This is a genomic window from Pseudooceanicola batsensis HTCC2597 (assembly GCF_000152725.1).
Classification (GTDB): Bacteria; Pseudomonadota; Alphaproteobacteria; order Rhodobacterales; family Rhodobacteraceae; genus Pseudooceanicola; species Pseudooceanicola batsensis.
The window spans coordinates 146,039-167,400 of record NZ_CH724131.1; the positions used below are offsets into that span (position 1 = coordinate 146,039).

The following is a 21,362-nucleotide window of genomic DNA, read 5'->3' on the forward strand; positions in this document are numbered from 1 at the left end:
CGGCTCAGTCCGCGTGGGCCCAGGGACGTTCCAGCCGCGGCGTGGGCGAGGGATCCTGGATATACGACGCGATGAGCCGGTCGATCGCCCGGCGCGTCAGCCGTCCGTGCTGGCGCGCATAGCCCAGGGTCGCGACAAAGCTCCAGTGGGCATGCATCATCGACACGAAGAGAAACGACAGCTCTTCGCAGGCCCGCCCCTCGAGTTCGGGATGCGCGATCGCCAGTTCATGCACGATGACCTGCCCGAGCGTCAGGTACTGACCGCGCAGCCGTTCGCGCAACTCTGCCGACCCGACGGCATAGGCGACCAGCGAGTCGTAGGCCTCGAGATTGTCGGGCATCGGGTGGTCGTCGGCGAGGTCGAAGAAGAAATCGAGGAAGAACTTGAGACGCTCCACCTGGCCCAGGTCCACGATGCCGGACACGATGATCTGCCGGTATCCGTTGGCGAGGAAATCCGACAGCTCGACGATCAGGGCGTCGAGGTCGGCGAAATAGTACCGTATCAACTGTCGGGACAGGCCCGACTGGTGGGCGATCCTCTCGAACGAGATCGCCTGGATCCCGTGATCCCGGATCACCTCGGTCGCGGCGCGCAGGATCAGCACCTTCTTCGATGGGGTCTGGCCTGGGGTGGTCAAATCTCTCCTCCTCTCCTTCGTCCGGCGCGACCGGCGCCCTCTCCCGATCCGTGCGCGGGGCCGGCGTGCGTTGCGACGTTCCGGCTCCACTCTCCGTGCCGGTGACGCACAGGGCAAGCGGTTCCGGCTTGTCGGGCGACGCGGCCCCGCGGATCGGCCGCCGCGGCAGCATAGCTGATTCGGCGGTGGCGCAGGTTGACGAGGCGCGGCAGCGCTACCGACTTGGGCCGAGGGCTTTTCAATTCGACAAAAGTTGATGCAGCGGGGACGCGCGGGGCGCCTGCGCGGCACCCGCCGGGGCGGCAAGCCCGCGCGGGGCTGGCGCGGGGCCAGGCTTTTCGGCGCGAAAACCGGCGCTGTTTCCCGTTGACCGATGCGAGGCGGCCATTGGTAGGATCGAAGCAGGTCGGATCGGATCTGACGGGGCGAAGGTCTTGCAGAGGGGGAATACGCAATGACTTCAGCGCGGTTTGGGCGACGTCACGCCAAGGGGGAATGACGATCCGATTTTCGCCCGGTCCGCCGTCGCGGCCAATGGAATTTCATCCCAGGGTATTTCAGCAAGCAGGGCTGCGCCGTTCAGGCGCAGTCCCATTTCGTTCTTGGACGGCACACGGGCGCCCGGATGGCACAGCCGTCACTCCAGTTCGGCCATCCGGTCGAGCGCGGCCCGCAGTTTCGCCTCTTCGTCCTTGCGGGCGGCGAGGTTTTCGCGGGTTTCGGTCACCACCTCTTCGGGCGCGCTCTCGATGAAGTTCGGGTTGTTCAGCCGGCCTTCCATGCCGCCGATTTCCTTGCCCAGTTTCTGCAGCGATTTCTCCAGCCGGGCCTTCTCGGTCGTCACGTCGATGATGTCCGCAAGAGGCAGGCCGAAGGTCGCGCCCTCGGCGGCGATGGTCACGCAGCCCTTGGGAAAGCTCTCGACCCAGGTCAGGCTCTCGATCCGGGCAAGCCGCTGGATCAGCGCCTCGTTCCGGCCCCAGGCGGCCTGTGCGGTTTCGTCCCAGTCGTTGACCACCAGCGGCACCTGCAGACCGGCGGGCACATGCATCTGTGCACGGACCGAGCGGATGTCCTCGATCAGGGCGACGACCCAGTTCATCTCGCGATCCGCCTTGGGGTCGATCAGGTCGCTGCCGTAGGTCGGCCAGTCCGCATGGACCAGCATCTTGGGCCGGTCGCCCGTGGCCGACCAGAGCTCCTCGGTGATGAAGGGCATCATCGGGTGCAGCATGATCATGCACTGGTCCAGGACCCAGCCCATCACGCGCTGCGTTTCCCCCCGTTCGGCGGCGTTCTCGGCCAGCAGGGGCTTGGAGAATTCCACGTACCAGTCGCAGACCTTGCCCCAGACGAACCGGTAGAGCGCCGAGGCTGCGTCGTCGAACCGATAGGCCGCGAGCGCTGCATCCACCGTCTCGCGCACCCGGGCGGTCTCCCCGACGATCCAGCGGTTCACGGTCGCCACGGCCTCGGGCACCTCCGGGGACGGCGCGCCGGCCTCGTATACGCCGTTCATCTCGGCGAACCGGGTGGCGTTCCACAGCTTGGTGCCGAAGTTCCGGTAGCCCGCGATCCGCTGCGCATCGAGCTTGAGCACCCCGCCGAGCGTGGCCATCGCGGCATTTGCGAAGCGCAGCGCATCCGCGCCGTATTCGTCGATGATCTCGAGAGGGTCGATCACGTTGCCGACGGTCTTGGACATCTTCTTGCCCTTCGCGTCGCGCACCAGCCCGTGCAGGTAGACGTCCGAGAAGGGCTTTTCGCCCACCACGGCCAGTTGCATCATCATCATCCGCGCGACCCAGAAGAACAGGATGTCCTGTCCGGTGACCAGCACCGAGGTCGGGAAATACTTCTTCATCTCGGGCGTCTCGTCCGGCCAGCCGAGCGTGCCGATCGGCCAGAGCCCCGACGAGAACCAGGTATCCAGCACATCCGCCTCGCGCCAGACGGGGTAGATCACCTGGGTCGGATCCTGCGAGGCGGTGTAGTCCGCCAGCGACCGCGCCATCGTCTCGCGCGCCGTCGCCCGGTCGGCGACCTCGACGACCTGCGCATGGTTCAGCGGCGTCGGCAGGCGGTTCAGCACTTCGTTGAACTGCCCCTTCACCGTCTCGAAATCCTGGGCGCACTGAAGGTGCTCTTCGCCACGCAGCAGGTGTTGTTCCGACAGAAGCCGCGTGATCTCGACCATGTCGAGCGCGCCGTCGGCCTCGTCGTCGCGGAACCCTTCGCGGGCCAGGTCGAACCCGTACCAGACGGGGATCTGATGCCCCCACCACAGCTGGCGCGAGATGCACCACGGCTCGATGTTCTCGAGCCAGTGGAAATAGGTCTTCTCGCCGCTCTCGGGCATGATCCGCACGTCGCCGTTGCGCACCGCGTCCAGCGCGGGGCCGACGATCTTCTCGGCATCGACGAACCACTGATCGGTCAGCATCGGTTCGATCACCACCTTCGAGCGGTCGCCGAAGGGCTGCATGATCGCCTTGGCCTCGACCAGCGGCACCTGGTGGACCGCGTCCCGGGCTTCCGCCTGGACCCCGCCGGCCGCCTCGCCTCCCTGGGGCCCAGGCGCGGGGGCCGGGGCGACGGCTGCCTTGCCCAGGCGCGGATCGTCCGCGCGGGTCATGACCGCAAGCCCCTCGGCGCTGATCTCCTCGACGACCTTCCGGCGCGCCTCGAACCGGTCGAGGCCGCGCAGGTGATCGGGCACGAGGTTCAGCGTGTCGACCTCGGTCTCGCCGAACTCCGCCCCGTTCGCGATCTCCTGCGCCCGTTGCGCGCAGGTGGCGTAATCCTCGCCGTCATCGCGCATATGCGCCTTGGTATCCATCAGCCGGTAGAGCGGGATGCCGCCCCGCTGCGCCACGGCATAGTCGTTGAAGTCATGTGCGCCGGTGATCTTGACCGCACCCGAGCCGAAGTTCTTGTCCGGGTATTCGTCGGTGATGATCGGGATCAGGCGGCGGTGTTCCTTGGGGCCTACCGGGATCTCGCACAGCTTGCCCACAATCGGCGCATAGCGTTCGTCAGAGGGGTGCACCGCCACCGCGCCGTCGCCCAGCATCGTCTCTGGCCGTGTCGTGGCGATCGAGATGTAGTCGCGCTCTTCCTCCAGCACGACGTTGCCGTCCTCGTCCTTCTCGACGTAGGTGTAGGTCTCGCCGCCCGCCAGCGGATACTTGAAGTGCCACATGTGGCCCGCGGTCTCGACGTTCTCGACCTCGAGATCGGAAATCGCCGTCTCGAAATGCGGGTCCCAGTTCACCAGCCGCTTGCCGCGATAGATCAGGCCCTTTTCGTACATGTCGACGAAGACCTTGATCACGGCATCGTGGAAATTGGCCGTCACCGTCTCGCGGTCGGGATCGCCCGCGGCGCCGCCCATGGTGAAGGCCTCGCGCGACCAGTCGGCCGACGCCCCCAGCCGCTTGAGCTGCCCGATGATCGTGCCGCGTGTCTTCACCTTCTGCTGCCAGACCCGTTCGATGAAGGCCTCGCGCCCCATCTCGACCCGCGAGGGTTCGTGGTTGGCGGCCATCTCGCGTTCGGTCACCAGCTGCGTGGCGATGCCCGCGTGGTCCGTTCCCGGCTGCCACAGCGTGTCGAAACCCTGCATCCGCTTCCACCGGATCAGGATGTCCTGCAGCGTGTTGTTGAAGGCATGACCCACGTGCAGCGACCCGGTCACGTTGGGCGGCGGGATCATGATGGAATAGGTTTCGCTGCGCGATGCGTTCGCCCCGGCCTTGAAGGCCCCGCTCTCTTCCCAGGCCTTGTAGATCCGGTCTTCGGCCTCGGCGGCGTTGAAGGTTTTTTCCATCGTCATGAGGGTGCGTCCCCTTGTCTTTGCGCCTCGCGGGAATACCCAATCGACGGGCGGAGGGAAAGAGCCGATGCCGCCGCCCCAGCCACTGGACAAGCGGGACCGGGCCGCTAGTGTCGCGGGAAAAGGGACAGGGATCGCATCATGGAAAAATTCGGCAAGAGCCAGTCCGTCGCGAGGGTCGAGGATATCCGTCTGCTGACCGGACACGGCCGGTACATCGACGACATCGCCCCCGCGGAAGCGCTGCATCTTCATGTCTTCCGCTCGCCTGTCGCCCATGCCCGGATCGACGGCCTCGATCTGACCGAGGCGCGCGAGGCCGAGGGCGTCCATCTGGTCGCCACCGCCGCTGATCTGCACGAGTACGGCATCACCGGCGGGTTGAACTGCGTGACGGTCCAGAACCGCGACGGATCGCCCGCCGCCAATCCCAAGCATCCCATCCTTGCCGAAGACCGGGTCTACTGGGTGGGTCAGCCTGTGGCGATGATCGTCGCCCAGTCACCCGAGGCGGCCAGGGACGCGGCCGAGTTGATCGGCTTCGACTACGAGGAACTTCCCGCTCAGATGGAGCTTGCCCGCGGCGATACCGACCTGCACGAAGAGGCGCCCGGCAACCTGGCCATCGACTATCTGCTGGGGCGCGAAGACGAGACGAAGGCCGCCTTCGACGCCGCCGCGCATGTCATCCGGCAGGAGGTCGCGGACAACCGTGTCATGGTCGCCTCGCTGGAGCCACGCGGCTGTTATGCCGAATGGAGCGACGACCGGATGCACCTCGCCATGGGCGGGCAGGGGGTCTGGGGACCGAAGAGCGAACTCGCCCGGTTGATGGGCCTCGACGATGAGCAGGTCAAGGTGACCACGCCCGATGTCGGCGGCGGCTTCGGCATGAAGGCCAAGCTCTATCCCGAATACGTCATGGCCGCCTATGCCGCCAGGTTCCTCGACCGGCCCGTGCGCTGGATGTCCGACAGGTCCGAGGCGATGCTGTCCGACAACGGCGCCCGCGATCTCACCCACGAGGTCGCGCTGGCCTTCGACGCCGACCACAAGCTGATCGGCTATCACGTCAAGACGCGCAGCAACCTGGGCGCCTTCAACTCGAATTTCGGCCAACTCATCCAGACCTTCCTCTTCGGGCGCGTGCTCATGGGGGTCTACGACTGCCAGAACGCGCTGCTCGAGGTCGAAAGCTATTATACCAACACCACCCCGACCGACGCCTATCGCGGCGCGGGCCGCCCCGAGGCGATCTATCTGCTGGAACGCAGCATGGATTACGCCGCGCGCGAAATGGGCGTCGACCCGTGGGAGCTGCGGCGTAAGAACTTCATCGCCCCCGACCAGTTCCCCTACAAGTCGGTGACGGACGAGCTTTACGACGTGGGCGATTTCAACCGCTTGCTGGACCGGGCGGCCGAGGCCTGCGACCGCGACGGTTTTGAAGCCCGCCGAAAGGAGAGCGAGGCCAGGGGCAGGCTGCGCGGGCTGGGTCTCTGCTATTATATCGAAAGCATCCTGGGCGATCCCTCGGAGGGCGCCAGGGTCGAGTTCATGAAGGACGGCACCGTCAACATCTATGTGGGCACGCAGTCGAACGGGCAGGGGCACGAGACCGTGTATGCCACCTTCCTCTCGGACCAGTCGGGTATTCCGATGGACCAGATCCGCGTCATCCAGGGCGACAGCGACCTGATCGCCCAGGGCGGCGGCACGGGCGGCTCGCGCTCGGTCACGACGCAGTCCAACGCCACCCTCGCGGTCGTGGGGTCGATGGTCGAGAAATTCACCGGCTTTCTCGCCGAGAAGATGAAGGTGGACCCCGAGGATGTCAGCTTTGACGACGAGAGTTTCCGGATCAAGGGGTCGAACGCCGCGCCCACGATGATCGATGTCGCCGACATGGCGCGCGAAGCTGGGCGCGAGGATCTGCTGCAACACGAGGCACGGGCCAAGCTGCCCGGCCGTTCCTACCCCAACGGCGCACATGTGGCCGAAGTCGAGGTCGATCCCGATACCGGCGGGGTCGAGGTGACGGCCTATACGGTGGTCGACGACTTCGGCAACCTCATCAACCCGATGCTCGCCGCCGGGCAGGTCCACGGGGGCGTCGCGCAGGGCCTGGGCCAGGCGCTGATCGAGAACGTCACCTATGACGAGGACGGCCAGCTGCTGTCGGCAAGCTTCATGGACTATGCCATGCCCCGCGCCGCGGACATGCCCTTCGTGGGCTTTTCTACCGAACCGGTGCCGTCGACCGCGAACCCGATGGGGATGAAGGGCTGCGGCGAGGCCGGCACCGTCGGCTCGATGGCCGCCACCGCCAACGCGGTGATGGATGCGCTCTGGTCCCGCGGGGTCCGGCGTGCGGACATGCCGCTCACGCCGCACCGCGTGTGGGAGATGCTGGCAGATGTCCAAAGGGCTGGGTGACAGGCTCCTCCGGGCGATCCGGCCGCGCTGGCTGTTCCGCGCGCGGCGGAACGTCCCGTCCGTCCGTCGCGGTCCCGTCACCCACGTCGTCATTCTCGACGGCACCATGTCGTCGCTGGAGGACGGCGAGGAAAGCAACGCCGGCCTGATCTACCGCCTTCTGTCGGAACAGAGCGGACCGGAGCTCAGCGTCTATTACGAGGGCGGCATCCAGTGGACCAGCTGGCGCAACACCCACGAGGTGCTGATGGGCCGCGGGATCAACCGCCAGATCCGCCGCGCCTATGGCTATCTCGCCTCGCGCTACCGCCCCGGCGACCGGATCTTCTTTTTCGGCTATTCCCGGGGCGCCTATGCCGTCCGGTCCCTGGCGGGGATCCTGGACCGGGTCGGGTTGGTCCGCGCGGAATGCGCGACCGAGAGGAACGTGCAGCTTGCCTACCGTCACTACCAGGCCGGTGGCCAGAGCCCGGCGGCCCATGCCTTCGCCCGCGATAACTGCCACGAAGACGCGGTGGTCGAGATGATCGGCGCCTTTGATACGGTGAAATCCCTCGGCCTCCGCCTGCCCATGCTGTGGAAGCTGACCGAACCGCGCCACGCCTTTCACAACCACGCCCTCTCGCACTGCGTCAAATCGGGCTTTCATGCCCTCGCGCTGGAAGAAACGCGGGCCGTCTACGCTCCGGTCATGTGGAAAAGCGATCCCGACTGGTCCGGCCGGCTGGAACAGGTCTGGTTCGCCGGCACCCATGGCGATGTCGGCGGCCAGATCGGCGGTTTCGACGAGGCCCGGCCCCTGTCGAACCTGCCTCTGACCTGGATGCTGCTCCAGGCGGAACTGCACGGGATGCCGCTGCCGCCCCGCTGGCGCGACCGCTTTCCCACGGATCCCGAGGCGCCCTCGGTCGGGACCTGGCAGGGTTGGAGCAAGCTTTTCCTGATCCGGCAGAAACGGCCGCTGGGGCAGGACCCTTCGGAGCGCATCCACGAAAGCGCCATCGCGCGCGGGCTGCAATTCCCGCTTTCGGGCGCGGCGCGGGGCGCCTGAGACGACGCCCGCCGGTCAGCGGCCTGCAATCAGGCGACGTTTTCCAGGCGCACCGACGGTGTGACGCCGATGGCATGGCAGACGTCGCGCGTCAGCTCCGGCCGGTTCAGCGTGTAGAAATGAAACTTGTCCACGCCCTCGGCCATCAGTTCCGTGCACATCTCGGTGCAGAGCGCCGTGGCCAGCAGATCCTGCCGCCCGTCGCGCGCAGCCTTGTCGAAGGCGTCGTCCAGCCAGGCGGGAACCGAGGTTCCGGTGTTCAGCGCGAAGCGGCGGATGCCCTTCCAGTTCTCGATCGGCATGATCCCCGGCACCACCGGCTTGTCGATCCCCGCCTTCGCGCAGGCGTCGCGGAACCGCAGGAAATGCGCCTTGTCGAAGAAGAACTGGGTGATCGCCTCGTCCGCGCCGGCATCGAACTTGCGCTTGAGATACTCGACATCCGCAGCGTCCGTGGCCGCCTCGGGGTGCTTCTCCGGATAGGCGCCGACGCGGATGGTGAACTTGCCCGTGCCCGCCAGCGCCTCGATCAACTCGACCGAATTGGCGAAGCCGCCCGGATGGACCGAGAACCGGCCCTCGTCCTTCGGCGGGTCGCCGCGCAGGGCCACGATCTCCTTCACGCCGGCGTCGGCAAAGCCCTCTGCGATTGCCAGCGTCTCGTCGCGGGTGGCCTTGACGCAGGTCAGATGCGCCGCGACATTGAGGCCCGAGTGCTTGTGCAGCGTCGCCACCGCATCGCGCGTCAGGTCGCGGGTCGTGCCGCCCGCCCCGTAGGTCACCGAAACGAACCGCGGGTTGAGCGGCGACAGAACCTGCACCGTGTCCCAGAGACGGAACGAGGCCTCGAGGCTCTGCGGCGGAAAGAATTCGAAAGATACGGCAGGCGCGGTCATGACTGTCCCCTTGAACTGGCCCCTTGTCGCAAAACTGCGCGTGTGAGACAAGCTCATAACTTTCACGAAGTTCATGAGCTCAACTCAAGAAATGCATATCGAGTTCCGCCACCTCCGCACCATCAAGGCGATCCACGACACCGGCGGCCTGCAACGGGCCGCCGACATGCTCCATATCACCCAGTCCGCGCTGTCCCACCAGATCAAGGGGTTGGAGGACCAGGCCGGGGTCGAGCTCTTCGTGCGCCGCTCCAAGCCGCTCAAGCTCTCGGCCGCCGGGCAACGCATGTTGCGCCTGGCCGAGCGTATCCTGCCCGAGATCGACGCACTCGAGGCCGAGTTCGAGGCACTGGAAGAGGGCAGCGCCGGCCGGATGCATATCGCGATGGAATGCCACGCCTGTTACGACTGGCTTTTTCCGGTGCTCGAACAGTTCCGCCGCGCCTGGCCCGACGTCGATATCGACATCCGCCCCGGCGCCGCCTTCGATGCGCTCACGGCGCTGCGGCGCGAGGATGTCGATCTTGTGGTCACGTCGGACCCGGAGGAGGACGAGACCAGCCAGTACGCCCCGCTTTTCGACTATTCGCCGGTCTGCATCGCCGCCGCGGGGCACCCTTTCGCGGGCAAGCCCTACGTCACGGCCGCGGATTTCGAGGGAGAGACCCTGCTGACCTATCCGGTCGACCGCACCAGGCTGGACATCTACAAGCTGCTGCTGCAACCGGCGGGGGTCGAGCCGGCCGCGGTCCGCCAGGTCGAGCTGACGCCGATGATCCTGATGCTCGTCGCCTCGGGGCGCGGCGTGGCGGTCCTGCCCGACTGGGTGATGGTCAACCAGCGCAACCGGTCGGATTTCGTGACCCGCCCGCTGACCGAAACCGGCATGACCCGCCGCATGTACGCCGCCTCGCGCCGCGCGGACGCGGGCAAGCCCTACATGGCCCATTTCATCCGCCTGGCCCGGACCGAGGCGGTCAAGCTCCAGCGGGGGTAGGGCAAACGATCGTATTGTGCGCCGTAGGGAGCGGGCACGCGCAACCGCCCGTCCCCCGCTCAACCCGACGAATTTTGCGTTCAGACCACCGATTTCGACCGGCGACCGACCGAAAGTGCTCCAAAGACTCCTAGCCCCCCCAGCAACAAACCTGCTGCTGCTGGCAGAGGGACAGCAGGTGTCGAACCGTACGGCGTAGCGGAAAACTCGATCGCTCCGTACGTTGCAGTGTCCGTGAGGCTCGTCGTGCCGGACGGATCGTTTACGACGAAGTAAAGCCCCGCAGTGAGACCGAGCGCCATGGCGTTCCACTCGGCCACGTTCAACGGATCGGCGTTTGCGATCGTCGCATCGCTGCCCGAATACCCCTGTATATATGTGCTTGAGATGGATGTGTTTCCAAGTGCATAGGAGTTCGAAGTCCAGACCTGCGCTTGGTCGCTGCCGGTTGGCACGTTGGTAATATCCACCACAAAGTGGCCACCGTCACTGTTCCCGAACGTGACGGTCCGTGTGCCCACGTTCAGTTGGAATCCTGTGCGTTGATAGTCTGCTCGGAACGTGTCGCCGGCAACCAGAATGCCGGAAGTTGAGGTGCTGGTGGGTGCGGCTGAATCGTCAAAGCTGAATGAGCCGGTCACGGTTTCCGGCAAGATGAACCCGAGCAGGCCGGACGGGTCGCCCTGAGTGGTGAGTTCACTTGCTTCGAAATGGATGGTCACGGGTGCCGCTGCTACCGGCGTCGCCGAGAAAGATGCCATCAATACCGCAGTGGCTAGGCTACCTGTACAATACTTCATATTTCTCCCCCCTTAGATAAATTTCGCGTAATTTCGCAATACACTGGTACGCTTTTTGGCTGATTCCGACAAGTCTTGCCCTATGGGGGCCGAAGACAGGCGTCACGAAACGCCTTCGCTCGCTCCTGACACTCCCCCTTTGGCAACCCACGCCCCCCGGTCGATACGCGCGACCTGTCCCAGGGAGCCCCGACATGACGCTCAGCGCCAATCTCAACGTCATGAAGAGGGCAGCCCGCAAGGCCGGCCGCTCGCTCGTCAAGGATTTCAGCGAGGTCGAGAACCTTCAGGTGTCGATGAAGGGGGCGGGCGCTTTCGTCGGCCGGACCGACATCGCCCCCGAGGAGATCATCAAGGCCGAGCTGACGGAGGCCCGCCCGAACCATGGCTGGCGGATGCGCGACACTCGGACAACGCGCTTCCATGGCTGCCATGAATCGCTGCTGCTCGGAGGCCGGATCGCCGCGCCGCTGCCGCCGATGCGCGGGGTGGGGCCAAATGAGGCGAGAGGGGGGGGCTTGTGTAATATACGTTTGCAGCAATCGCATCACGCAGCGAAGGATCGGTTCGAGACCGAAGCGACCAAATCTGCGCAGCGGTCAAAAAGCAGCTTTGACGAATGCGCTGCACTCGGTCGGGGCGAACTCTTGAATTTTTTCCGACCCACTACCGGTTTTGTGTGCCGATATTTATGTATGTGCAACGAGATGCCAATTATCCCGGAAAAAAACCAGGAATTAAAGGAGACATGAATTGACCAAATTACGTCTGGCCGCGCTCGTTGCCCTCTGCCTCGCCGCATTCAGTTGGTTCGCAGAAACCACCTTTTACGGTGACGTCAACGCGGAAGGAGTCGTGCAGGAGAGCTTCTTCATGCCCCTGACCTTCGTCCTGGCCGCCATCGGTGTTGCATTGTTCGTCATCTCGCTGTTCCGTTCACGGCGCGCCTAGAGCCGCGTTATGCTTTCCGGGCGCCGCTCTGATCACGCGGATTGGTGGTTGCCCGGATGACGACCGCCTCCCAAATCCGGCAAGCATCCTCGTATTGCCAGCGTTCATTCGTACGACCCGCGCGAACACGCCAGGACTGAACGTCAGAACGGCAAGCGCCGCCAAAACCCGCAATCGCGGCGTGCTCGGTCTGATCATGGGTTTCATCTCTGTTGCTCATCTCACGAGCAATCGTCTACGCAAACGCGTGGCTCGAAAGAGACATTCGTGCAATCGCAGCGAATTCACGCTTTGCCCGCACTAGCCGACGATCGCACGTCGCGCAGCGATTGTCCGCATCCTGCTCATCTGTCCGCTCGCCCCCGACTCCGCCCCCTTGGCAACCCACGCCCCCCGGTCTATACGCGCGACCTGTCCCAAGGAGCCCCGACATGACGCTCAGCGCCAATCTCAACATCATGAAAAAGGCAGCCCGCAAGGCCGGCCGCTCGCTCGTCAAGGATTTCCGCGAGGTCGAGAACCTTCAGGTGTCGATGAAGGGGGCGGGCGATTTCGTCAGCCGGGCCGACGTCGCCGCCGAGGAGATCATCAAGGCCGAACTGATGGAGGCCCGCCCGAGCTATGGCTGGATCGGCGAGGAGGGCGGCGCCGAAGAGGGCAAGGATCCGACCCGCCGCTGGATCGTCGATCCGCTGGACGGGACGACCAACTTTCTGCACGGCCTGCCGCACTGGGCCATTTCCATCGCGCTCGAACACAAGGGCCAGGTCGTCGCCGGTGTCATCTACGACGCCGCCAAGGACGAGATGTTCTTCGCCGAGAAGGGCGAGGGCGCCTGGATGAACGAAAGCCGCATCCGCGTCTCGGGCCGCCAGAAGATGATCGAGTCGGTCTTCGCCACGGGGCTGCCCTTCGGCGGCCGCTCGGACCTGCCCGCCACGCTCCAGGACCTGGCCCGGCTCATGCCCGCCTGTGCCGGTGTGCGGCGCTGGGGCTCGGCCGCGCTCGACCTTGCCTATGTGGCGGCCGGCCGGTACGAAGGCTTCTGGGAACGTCGCCTGAACGCTTGGGACATCGCCGCAGGGATCATCATCCTGCGCGAGGCCGGCGGCCTGGTCGAGGCGCTGACCCCGGGCGATGACATCCTGTCGAGCGGCGAGATCATCGGCGCGAACGAGGTGATCTTCGACCAGTTCGCAGGGATCATCCGCGCCAGCTGAGCGACGCACGCGGACACCGGCAACGACGGATCGCGGACCGCCCCTCTCCCGTCGCCGAGTGCGACGCCCATGCATGGTGCTCAGCGCCGCCGCCCCGCCCGGGGCACGTTGGTTCGCGAAAACTGATATTTCGCGGCGGGATGGTCGGGATGCCCATGCGTCCGGTTCCAGAAGGCGACGCCACCCAGCCGGAGAAAGAGCGGCAGGGTCAGCAGGAACCCGACGATGAACCCGCCGGCATGCGCCCAGTAGGCCACGCCGGCCGAATTCAGATCCGCCGCCACCCCGTTGACGAACTGCAACGCGAACCACAGCCCCAGCATCACCCAGGCCGGCACCGGGAAGATCCGGAAAAAGACGATGAAAATGAACAGGATATCCACCCGCGCCTTGGGAAACAGCAGCAGGTAGCCCCCCATTACCCCCGCGATCGCCCCCGACGCCCCGACCATCGGCACCCCCGAATAGGGCGCAGCGAGGTACTGTGCCAGCCCGGCGCCGACCCCCGAGGCGAGGTAGAAGGCCAGGAAACCGCCATGCCCCATCTCGTCTTCCATGTTGTCGCCGAAAATCCACAGAAACAGCATGTTGCCGGCGATATGCATGAAGCCGCCATGCAGGAACATCGACGTGACGAAGGTGAAGAACCCGTCGCCCGACGAGACCCGCGCCGGGATCAGCGCATAGGTGGCGAAGAACGTCTGCAGCGCCCGTCCGTCCGCAAAGAGCGAGACGTAGGACAGGAACACGATCACGTTTACCGCGATCAGCGCATAGGTGACAAAGGGCGTGCGCCCCGACGGGTTGTGATCGCGCAGCGGAAACATGCGGTGAAGCTGGTGCGGCAGGGGGAGAAGGTCAAGGAAAAGCCGGGCCTCTGCGCGATATCCGCCCGCCCGAGCAAACAGGTGTCGCGCGGGTCGCCTTGTGCCGGCCACGCGGCCCCGGCCGCACGCCGGCCTCGGTCGTGCGGTCCGGCCGTGGCGCGCGGCGGACAATCGGCTCTTTCCCGTCTCCGGTCGCGAGGCTAAGGTCCCGCGGATCATGCGCGCCCGCGTGGTGGAATGGTAGACACAGGGGACTTAAAATCCCTAGGCCGGAAGGCCGTGCCGGTTCGAGTCCGGCCGCGGGCACCACAGCGCCAGCCGTTTGCAGGCTGATCCCTCCTTGGATCGCACGGTGCGCCGAGTGCGGCTTCTGACTGTGAATGTCCGTCACCGCAGGATCGCTACCGGCGTGACGCTCGGGACGGGGGAGGGGGCTTTGCTCCGAGTGACACCAAAGGCGTTCCGGCGGCCGAAACCACGAGGTTCCTCAGCCGCCGGCCTGCGGTGCCCCACGTTCCCGGACGGTCACCCTTCCGAGCGTGTGCCGGCGAAACGGACCTGCCAGTCCGCGATCTCCTCGTCGGTAATCTTGCGGAAGAGGTTGTCGGGCACGTCGAAGGCCCATCCCGGCTGCAGCAGGCTCAGCGCCTCGGCCACCGACCCCTCCGGCCAGGACCGGTCGGACAGATGCATCGCCTCGGCCAGCCGGTCGCTGGCATCCGGGAGGAAGGGCGCGCTCACCACCGCGTAGAGGCGGATCAGGTTGAGCGACAGCCTGACTATCGCGGCGGCCCGCGCCGGATCCTCCTTGTAGGCGGCCCAGGGCGCGGCGGACTGGAGGTACTCGTTGCCCGCGACCCAGATGGCACGCAGGTCCTGCGCCGATTTCCGGACCTCCATCGCATCCATATGCGCCGCGTAGGCCGACAGCCGCGTCTCGAGTTCCGCCACGAGCGCGTCTTCCCTCGGACCGTAGTCGCCGCCCTCGGGCACGGTCTCGCCGAATTTCGACCGGCAGAACTTGGTCACCCGGCTGACGAAGTTGCCGAGCACGTCGGCAAGATCCTTGTTCACCGAAGCCTGGAAGTTCGCCCAGGTGAATTCCGCGTCCGAGGATTCCGGCGCATGGCTGAGAAGCCACCAGCGCCAGTAGTCCGCCGGCAGGATCTCCAGCGCCTGGTCCATGAAGACGCCCCGCCCGCGGGACGTGGAGAACTGTCCGCCCTCGAAGTTCAGGTAGTTGAACGACTTGATGTAATCGACAAGCTTCCAGGGCTCCCCCGAGCCGAGGATCGTCGCCGGAAAGCTCAGCGTGTGGAAGGGGACGTTGTCCTTGCCCATGAACTGCGTGTAGCGGACATCCTCGGCCCCCTTGTCGGTCCGCCACCAGCGTTCCCAGTCCGTGCCCTTGCCCGCATCCACCCATTCCTGCGCGCAGGCGATGTACTCGATCGGGGCGTCGAACCAGACATAGAAGACCTTGCCCTCCATCCCCGGCCAGTCCTCCTCGCCGCGTCTGACGGGGATGCCCCAGTCGAGATCCCGGGTGATGCCGCGGTCCTGCAGGCCGTCGCCGTCATGCAGCCATTTCTTCGCGATCGAGGTCGTCAGGACAGGCCAGTCGTCCTTGCTGTCGATCCAGGCGTCGAGCCGGTCCTTCATCGCGGACTGGCGCAGGAACAGGTGCTTGGTCGCGCGCATCTCGAGATCCTTCGAGCCCGAGATGGTCGAATGCGGGTCGATCAGATCGACGGGATCAAGCTGCTTGGTGCAGTTGTCGCACTGGTCGCCCCGCGCGCCTTCGAACCCGCAGTTGGGGCAGGTGCCCTCGATGTACCGATCGGGAAGAAACCGCCCGTCGGACAGGGAATACATCTGGTGTTCGTCCACCTCCGAGATCAGCCCCGCCTCGGCCAGCCGCCCGGCGAAATGCTGCGTCAGCCGATGGTTCTGAGGCCCGGAGGACCGGCCGAAATGATCGAAGGACAGGCGAAAGTCCCGGGCGATCCGCGCCTGGACGTCGTGCATCTCGGCGCAATACTCGGCCACCGGCTTGCCCGCCTTGGCCGCCGCCAGCTCGGCCGGTGTGCCGTGTTCGTCGGTCGCGCAGAGGAACAGGACCTCGTGGCCCCGCGCCCTCTGATACCGGGCGTAGAGGTCGGCCGGCAGCTGCGATCCCACGAGGTTTCCCAGATGCTTGATCCCGTTGATATAGGGGATGGCCGATGTGATGAGATGCCGTGTCATGTCGCGCCTCTTGTCCGTCGTCCGGCGCTCTTTACCCGCTGTCGGCGGTCAGGACCAGTGGGCTGTTCCCCGCATCGGCATCGGGGACCCGTCCCGACCGCACGGGCGCGTTCCGCGAAGCGAAGATCGCCCGTGTCCGCAGCTAGATCGGGTCGCCGATCGCGCGCGACAGCCCCTCGGGCGGATCAAGTTCCGCCTGCGCGTCCACGAGGGTCGCCAGCCGTTCGGCCAGAAGCGGGGTGAGCGGGGCGGAGCGGCGCGTTTCCAGATCGACATGCAGCAGCATGTGTTCGGCCGTCGCCAGCAGGCGGTCGCCCGACTTCATCTCGTGCCACACGTGCATCTTCTTGCCACCCGCCGCGATCACCCGGGTCTCGATCCGCAGCGGGGCGCCGGCGGTGACTTCTTTGAGGTGCCGGATATGGCTCTCGACCGTGAAGAAGCTCTTGCCCGCGGCGACATAGTCAAGGTCGCAGCCGATCAGCTTCATCAGCCGGTCCGAGGCGTCGCCGAAGGCGTGCAGATAGCGGTCCTCGGTCATGTGGCCGTTGTAGTCGATCCAGTCGAGCGGCACGGCGCGATGCAGGGTCACGACGGGCGTGGCGGGGTCGGTGATGTCCTCGAACCGCGCGGGGACGCCGGCGCCGGACATGCGACGCTCGTCCGCGGCCTGCTGGATCGCCCCGGCGCCCCAGCCCTGCGCTCCGAGTGCGCGGATCAGCCCCACGAGGTTGTGGTCCCGCTGGCGTTCCAGGTCGGCGATCGTGCGCCCGCCCGCCTGCTCGTCGGATTGCGCGGCGATGGTCGCGACAAGGGTGTCGTCCATCTCGGGCACATCGGTGAGCTTGCTCCAGGGCCATTTCAGCGCGGGGCCGAACTGGTGCAGGAAATGCGCCATGCCGCCGTCGCCGCCGGCGATCCGGTAGGTCTCGAACAGCCCCATCTGCGCCCATCTCAGACCGAATCCCATCCGGATCGCGTCGTCGATCTCTCCGGTGGTGGCGACGCCGTCCTTCACCAGCCACAGCGCCTCGCGCCAGACCGCCTCGAGCAGGCGGTCGGCGATATGGGCAGGCACCTCGGCGCGAACCTGCAGCGGCGCCATGCCGAGGTCGGTCAGGGTCATCACAGCCCGGTCGCGGAGATCGGGATCGGTCCTGTCGCTTGCCACCACCTCGACCAGCGGTAGCAGGTAGACCGGGTTGAAGGGATGCGCCACGAGGATCTGATCCGGCCGGGACGAATTGGACTGCAGCTCCGTCGCGGTGAAGCCCGAGGTCGACGAGGCGAGGATCGCGCCCTCCTCGATGCAGGACTGAACGGCCTGGATGATCTTGTGCTTGAGTTCGATGCGTTCCGGCACGCTCTCCTGAACCCAGCCGGCCCCGCGAACGGCTTCCGAGATCAGGCGCGGGAAGCTCAGCCGCCCTTCGGGAGGAAGCGCCACCTCGCCCAGCCCGGGCAGCGACAGCCGGGCCGCCGCGAGAACCTTTTCGACCCTGTCGCGGGCGGATGGGTCGGGATCGAACACCCGCACGTCCCAGCCGTTCAGCAGGAACCGGGCCGCCCAGCCCGCGCCGATGACGCCGGCCCCGATGATCGCAACCGTGGATGTCACCCTTTTCTCTCCGGATCGCGCCTGACCAGCCCCAGCCTGTCACGCATCTGCTGCGGCCCCATGACGCGGGCGCCGAGCGCCTCGATGATGGTCACGGCGCGGCCGACGAGCTGGGCGTTCGTCGCCAGTTCTCCCTTGGCGAGCCAGAGGTTGTCCTCGAGGCCGACGCGGACATGCCCGCCAGCGAGAACCGAGGCGGCGACATAGGGCATCTGGTGTCGTCCCAGGGCGAAGGCCGAGAAGGTCCAGCCGCCGGGGACGCCCGCCACCATCGCCTGGAAGGTCAGGAGGTCGTCCGGCGCGCCCCAGGGCACCCCCATGCACAGCTGCACGAGTGCGGGTGAGGCCAGAAGCCCCTCTTCGGCCAGCTGCCGCGCGAACCACAGGTGGCCCGTGTCGAAACACTCGACCTCGGGCAGGGTGCCCATTTCGGCGATGCGGCGCGCCATGTCGCGCAGCATGCCGGGGGCGTTGGTCATGACATAGTCGTTCTCGGCGAAGTTCATCGTGCCGCAGTCGAGCGTGCAGATCTCGGGCCGGCAGTCTGCGACATGGGCCAGGCGCTCGGCGGCCCCGATCATGTCTGTGCCGTCACCGGGCGGCAGGGGGCGATCGCTTCCCCCGAGGACGAGATCGCCGCCCATTCCGGCCGTGAGGTTCAGCACGACATCGGTGTCGGAGGCGCGGATGAGTTCGGTGACCGTCCGGAAGAGCGCCGGATCCCGCGAGGGCGTGCCTGTCTCGGGGTCGCGGACATGGATATGCACGCAGGCGGCCCCGGCGCGCGCCGCCTCGATCGCGCTGGCGGCGATCGCCTCCGGATCGCGCGGCACATGCGGCGACCGGTCCTGCGTCTGACCGGAGCCGGTCACGGCACAGGTAACGAATACCTCCTGCGACATTGACAGCGGCATGACATCCCTCCGCCGTCCAGCAATGCCCGGCGGGGCGCGGGGCGCAAGCGGCAATGACCGGGCGGGGCGCTCCGGTTCGGGGAGTGTTGTACACAGGCCACCTTGCCGGCCGGGTTCTCAGTAGGGCATCGGGTGTTCGCGATGTGCCTCGTCGATCTCCGCGAGGACCTCGTCTCCCAGCGCGAGGTCCATCCCGTCGAGGATATGGCTCAGCTGGTCGAGTTCCGTGGCCCCGAATATCACCGACGTCGTGAAGGGGCGCCCCGCCACCCAGGCGAGCGCCATCTGCACGGGGTCGAGCCCGTGCCGGGCGGCGATGTCGAGATAGGCGTCGACGGCGGCGAAGGCGCGGGCCGTCCTGCGACCTCCCAGTTCCGCCACCAGGTCCATCCGCGAGCCCGAGGGCACCGCGCCGCCCTGGTACTTCCCGGTCAGCAGCCCCGCGGCAAGCGGGGAATAGGCCAGCAGCCCGAGGTCCTCGTGCAGGGCGAGTTCGGCGAGATCGGTATCGAACTGGCGCCACAGCAGGCTGTATTCGTTCTGGATGGTCACCGGGCGGGGCGTGTCCGTCCGCTCTGCCAGACGCAGCCATTGGGCCGCGCCCCAGGCGGTTTCGTTCGACAGGCCGAAATGACGGATGGTGCCGCGCCGCCGCTCTTCTTCGAGCGCGTCGAGGCACCCGGCCATTTCGTCCAGGACCTGTTCGGGTTCGACGTCCGAAGGGTCGTACCGCCAGTTCTGCCGGAAGTGATACGAGCCCCGGTTGGGCCAATGGAACTGGTAGAGGTCGATGTAGTCCGTATCCAGCCGGCGCAGCGAGCCCTCGACCGTCTCGCGGATGGTCGCGGCGGATATGGGCGCGCCGTCGCGGACCTTGCTCAGCCCCTCGCCGGAATGTTTGGTCGCGACGACCAGGTCGCCACGCCGCCCGCGGGCCTTCGCGATCCACTGGCCGATGATCTGCTCGGTCCGGCCGATCGTCTCGGCCGAGACGGGGTTGACGGGGTACATTTCGGCCGTGTCCAGGAAGGTGACGCCGCGCTCCAGCGCCATGTCGATCTGGGCATGGGCGGCGTCCGTGCCGGTCTGCGTGCCCCAGGTCATCGTGCCGAGACAATAGCGCGTCACCTCCATGTCGGTGCGGCCAAGGCGGTTCTTCTGCATCCGGATTCCCCGTGCTGGTGCGTTGATGGAACGGACAGGTTAGCGAAACTCTGACGGTCTTGCCCAGTGGCGAAAAGATTCCGCGCTTGAGAACATAAGGCGAACATCATAGGGTGGCCCCATGTCCGTACCGGCCCAGACCCTGCTTTCCCGCCGCCCGCACCGGGCGCCGCCCGCCCTGTCGCTTGGCGCGGGGGCGGCGCTCTCTCTCGCCCGGCTGCACGAGGGCTGCGGCGGGGCCCGGCGCAGCTTTGCCATGGTCGTCGCGGCGCGGCTGGCGGCGGAGGGCCGGTCCGGCCCGCTCTGGTGGATCGCCCCCGCATGGCAGGCCGACCATCTCCATGCCGAGGGGGTGGCCGCCTTCATCGGCCCGGAGCGGCTGGTCTTCGTCCGGCCGAAACGGGCCGAGGACGTGCTCTGGACGCTGGAGGAGGTGCTGCGCAGCGGCACCACGGCGCTGGCCGTCGCGGATCTTCCCGGCCTGCCCGGCCTCACCGCCGTGCGGCGGCTGCACCTGGCCGCCGAGGCAGGCGGCGAGACGGGGGGGCAGATGCCGCTCGGACTGATCCTCACCCCGGGGCCCGGCGGGGCGCAGGGGGTGGAAAGCCGCTGGCGCTGCGAAAGCGATCACACTCCCGACGCGGCGGGCTGGCGGCTGGAGCGGGTGCGCGCGCGGATGGACCCGCCCAGAAGCTGGCGGATGTCGTGGTGCGAGGGGCAGGGCGCGGTTCTGGAACCGGCCCGCGGAATGGCCGCGACCGCATAGGTTCCGCCGTCGCGCGCCCGGAGCCCATCACGCGCGCCATCGGCCTATCCGCGCCGTCCACGGCCGCCCGATCCCCATGTTGCGGTCCCCCGGACCCCGGGCCTCAGGCCATCGCGATCAGAACGATCACCGACAGCGTGATCAGGGCGATGCCGATCACCTCCTTGCCGGTGATCCTCTCACGGAAGAAGTAGACCGAGGCCAGAAGCGAGAGGATGACTTCGACCTGACCGACGGCGAAGACATAGCCGGCATTCTGCAGCGTGAAGGCCGTGAACCAGCAGAAGCTGCCGCCGAGCGAGGTCAGACCGATCCAGACGGCCCGGCGCCAGGCACGCGCGACCCGCGGGACCTCTCCCGGTTCGCGCAGGAGCAGCCAGGCCCCCAGCGACAGGATCTGGACCGCGAGAACCGCGGCCAGCGTGACCAGCGCGCGGGTGGCGGGGTCGGCTGCGACCTCGAGCGTCGCGCCCCGATAGGCCACCGCCGAGATGCCGAAGAAGACGCCCGATGTCAGTCCCAGCACGACCCCGCGGCTGAAGAGCACCTCCCGGATCCCGCCCCGCCCGACCCTCGGCGGGTCGGACAGCAGCAGGACGCCAAGCACACCGACCACCATGGCGGCAAAGGCGGCCCAGCTGACGCCTTCGCCCAGGATCACGAGTCCGACCAGGACGGTCAGCAGCACCTCGGTCTTCTTCAGGGTGATGCCGACGGCGAAGTTGCGGGTCTGGAACAGCAGCACGACGCAGACGGTGGCCAGGATCTGCGCCAGCCCGCCGGCAATGGCATAGGGCCAGAACGACCTCCCCAGATCGGGCCAGTCGGGCAGGAGGATCAGCGCCGCCGCCCAGACCAGCGGGCCGGAATAGAGGAACCGGGCGAAAGTGGCGCCGCCCGCGCTCAGCCCGCCGGTCGAGAGCACCTTCTGCAGCATGAAACGGGCGGTCTGGAAGACGGTGGCCGCCAGCGCGAAGAAAATCCATGATTCCATCAT

The 21,362-nt window shown here is 66.7% G+C and carries 16 protein-coding genes, 1 tRNA gene and 1 pseudogene; 8 read left to right on the forward strand and 10 right to left on the reverse strand.

Features of this window, described 5'->3' with window-relative positions:
* Positions 1–4 precede the first annotated feature (4 nt).
* Positions 5–643, reverse strand: a complete 639-nt coding sequence (locus tag OB2597_RS04845; protein WP_009804403.1) for a TetR/AcrR family transcriptional regulator — start codon at positions 641–643, stop codon at positions 5–7.
* A 637-nt stretch (positions 644–1,280) separates the two neighbouring features.
* Complete coding sequence (locus tag OB2597_RS04850) at positions 1,281–4,478, reverse strand: valine--tRNA ligase (RefSeq protein ID WP_009804404.1); 3,198 nt, start codon at positions 4,476–4,478, stop codon at positions 1,281–1,283.
* A 141-nt stretch (positions 4,479–4,619) separates the two neighbouring features.
* Here OB2597_RS04850 and OB2597_RS04855 point away from each other — a divergent pair, with 141 nt between their 5' ends.
* Entirely contained in the window at positions 4,620–6,914 is a 2,295-nt protein-coding gene (locus tag OB2597_RS04855) for a xanthine dehydrogenase family protein molybdopterin-binding subunit (protein ID WP_009804405.1), read from the forward strand.
* Positions 6,895–7,965, forward strand: a complete 1,071-nt coding sequence (locus OB2597_RS04860) for a DUF2235 domain-containing protein (RefSeq protein WP_009804406.1) — start codon at positions 6,895–6,897, stop codon at positions 7,963–7,965. Before OB2597_RS04855 ends, OB2597_RS04860 begins: the two co-directional genes overlap by 20 nt.
* Positions 7,966–7,994: 29 nt before the next feature.
* Here OB2597_RS04860 and metF read toward each other — a convergent pair whose 3' ends face one another.
* The gene (metF, locus tag OB2597_RS04865) at positions 7,995–8,861 is read right to left on the reverse strand and encodes a methylenetetrahydrofolate reductase [NAD(P)H] (protein WP_009804407.1); all 867 of its coding nucleotides are present in this window, start codon (positions 8,859–8,861) and stop codon (positions 7,995–7,997) included.
* A 91-nt stretch (positions 8,862–8,952) separates the two neighbouring features.
* Between metF and OB2597_RS04870 the strand changes: the two genes are divergently transcribed.
* Positions 8,953–9,858, forward strand: coding sequence for a LysR family transcriptional regulator (locus OB2597_RS04870; RefSeq protein WP_009804408.1), 906 nt, complete (start codon positions 8,953–8,955; stop codon positions 9,856–9,858).
* 80 nt (positions 9,859–9,938) lie between these two features.
* Here OB2597_RS04870 and OB2597_RS04875 read toward each other — a convergent pair whose 3' ends face one another.
* Entirely contained in the window at positions 9,939–10,658 is a 720-nt protein-coding gene (locus OB2597_RS04875; protein ID WP_040609122.1) for a VPLPA-CTERM sorting domain-containing protein, read from the reverse strand.
* Between the two features lie 194 nt (positions 10,659–10,852).
* On the opposite strand from OB2597_RS04875, the pseudogene OB2597_RS21275 reads away from it, so the two are divergent.
* From OB2597_RS21275 to OB2597_RS04890, 3 genes and pseudogenes are all read left to right on the forward strand, one after another.
* Positions 10,853–11,050 (forward strand): annotated as a pseudogene (locus OB2597_RS21275) (inositol monophosphatase family protein); the annotation flags it as partial.
* Between the two features lie 361 nt (positions 11,051–11,411).
* Positions 11,412–11,609 carry a DUF3955 domain-containing protein gene (locus tag OB2597_RS04885; RefSeq protein ID WP_009804411.1) on the forward strand — a complete coding sequence of 66 codons (198 nt, stop codon included), beginning with the start codon at positions 11,412–11,414 and terminating at the stop codon, positions 11,607–11,609.
* Positions 11,610–12,040: 431 nt separating this feature from the next.
* The gene (locus OB2597_RS04890; protein ID WP_009804412.1) at positions 12,041–12,829 is read left to right on the forward strand and encodes an inositol monophosphatase family protein; all 789 of its coding nucleotides are present in this window, start codon (positions 12,041–12,043) and stop codon (positions 12,827–12,829) included.
* An 80-nt stretch (positions 12,830–12,909) separates the two neighbouring features.
* On the opposite strand, the gene OB2597_RS04895 is transcribed toward OB2597_RS04890, so the two are convergent.
* Positions 12,910–13,656: a rhomboid family intramembrane serine protease gene (locus OB2597_RS04895; protein ID WP_009804413.1), complete on the reverse strand. Its 747-nt coding sequence runs from the start codon at positions 13,654–13,656 to the stop codon at positions 12,910–12,912.
* A 223-nt stretch (positions 13,657–13,879) separates the two neighbouring features.
* Here OB2597_RS04895 and OB2597_RS04900 point away from each other — a divergent pair.
* Positions 13,880–13,965 (forward strand) — tRNA-Leu (locus OB2597_RS04900).
* A 216-nt stretch (positions 13,966–14,181) separates the two neighbouring features.
* Here OB2597_RS04900 and metG read toward each other — a convergent pair.
* The 4 genes from metG to OB2597_RS04920 form a co-directional block, all read right to left on the reverse strand.
* Positions 14,182–15,903 carry a methionine--tRNA ligase gene (gene metG / locus OB2597_RS04905; protein WP_009804414.1) on the reverse strand — a complete coding sequence of 574 codons (1,722 nt, stop codon included), beginning with the start codon at positions 15,901–15,903 and terminating at the stop codon, positions 14,182–14,184.
* Positions 15,904–16,045: 142 nt separating this feature from the next.
* Positions 16,046–17,521 (reverse strand): carnitine 3-dehydrogenase, encoded by a 1,476-nt coding sequence (locus OB2597_RS04910; RefSeq protein ID WP_009804415.1) that lies wholly within the window; start codon positions 17,519–17,521, stop codon positions 16,046–16,048.
* Entirely contained in the window at positions 17,518–18,435 is a 918-nt protein-coding gene (locus OB2597_RS04915) for a BKACE family enzyme (RefSeq protein WP_009804416.1), read from the reverse strand. The genes OB2597_RS04910 and OB2597_RS04915 overlap by 4 nt, the downstream gene beginning before the upstream one ends.
* Positions 18,436–18,552: 117 nt before the next feature.
* A complete protein-coding gene (locus OB2597_RS04920) occupies positions 18,553–19,599 on the reverse strand; it encodes an aldo/keto reductase (protein ID WP_009804417.1) in 1,047 nt (348 codons plus the stop codon).
* 121 nt (positions 19,600–19,720) lie between these two features.
* On the opposite strand from OB2597_RS04920, the gene OB2597_RS04925 reads away from it, so the two are divergent.
* Positions 19,721–20,365: an ImuA family protein gene (locus tag OB2597_RS04925; RefSeq protein WP_009804418.1), complete on the forward strand. Its 645-nt coding sequence runs from the start codon at positions 19,721–19,723 to the stop codon at positions 20,363–20,365.
* Positions 20,366–20,468: 103 nt separating this feature from the next.
* Here the strand turns inward: OB2597_RS04925 and OB2597_RS04930 are convergent, their stop codons facing one another.
* Positions 20,469–21,359, reverse strand: a complete 891-nt coding sequence (locus OB2597_RS04930) for a DMT family transporter (RefSeq protein ID WP_009804419.1) — start codon at positions 21,357–21,359, stop codon at positions 20,469–20,471.
* Between the last annotated feature and the right edge of the window lie 3 nt (positions 21,360–21,362).

Coding starts and splice junctions, on each gene's coding strand:
- OB2597_RS04850 (WP_009804404.1), bottom strand. CDS start 4,478: ATGACGATGGAAAAAACCTTCAACGCCGCCGAGGCCGAAGACCGGATC.
- OB2597_RS04855 (WP_009804405.1), top strand. CDS start 4,620: ATGGAAAAATTCGGCAAGAGCCAGTCCGTCGCGAGGGTCGAGGATATC.
- OB2597_RS04860 (WP_009804406.1), top strand. CDS start 6,895: ATGTCCAAAGGGCTGGGTGACAGGCTCCTCCGGGCGATCCGGCCGCGC.
- metF (WP_009804407.1), bottom strand. CDS start 8,861: ATGACCGCGCCTGCCGTATCTTTCGAATTCTTTCCGCCGCAGAGCCTC.
- OB2597_RS04870 (WP_009804408.1), top strand. CDS start 8,953: ATGCATATCGAGTTCCGCCACCTCCGCACCATCAAGGCGATCCACGAC.
- OB2597_RS04875 (WP_040609122.1), bottom strand. CDS start 10,658: ATGAAGTATTGTACAGGTAGCCTAGCCACTGCGGTATTGATGGCATCT.
- OB2597_RS04890 (WP_009804412.1), top strand. CDS start 12,041: ATGACGCTCAGCGCCAATCTCAACATCATGAAAAAGGCAGCCCGCAAG.
- OB2597_RS04895 (WP_009804413.1), bottom strand. CDS start 13,656: ATGTTTCCGCTGCGCGATCACAACCCGTCGGGGCGCACGCCCTTTGTC.
- metG (WP_009804414.1), bottom strand. CDS start 15,903: ATGACACGGCATCTCATCACATCGGCCATCCCCTATATCAACGGGATC.
- OB2597_RS04915 (WP_009804416.1), bottom strand. CDS start 18,435: ATGCCGCTGTCAATGTCGCAGGAGGTATTCGTTACCTGTGCCGTGACC.
- OB2597_RS04920 (WP_009804417.1), bottom strand. CDS start 19,599: ATGCAGAAGAACCGCCTTGGCCGCACCGACATGGAGGTGACGCGCTAT.
- OB2597_RS04925 (WP_009804418.1), top strand. CDS start 19,721: ATGTCCGTACCGGCCCAGACCCTGCTTTCCCGCCGCCCGCACCGGGCG.
- OB2597_RS04930 (WP_009804419.1), bottom strand. CDS start 21,359: ATGGAATCATGGATTTTCTTCGCGCTGGCGGCCACCGTCTTCCAGACC.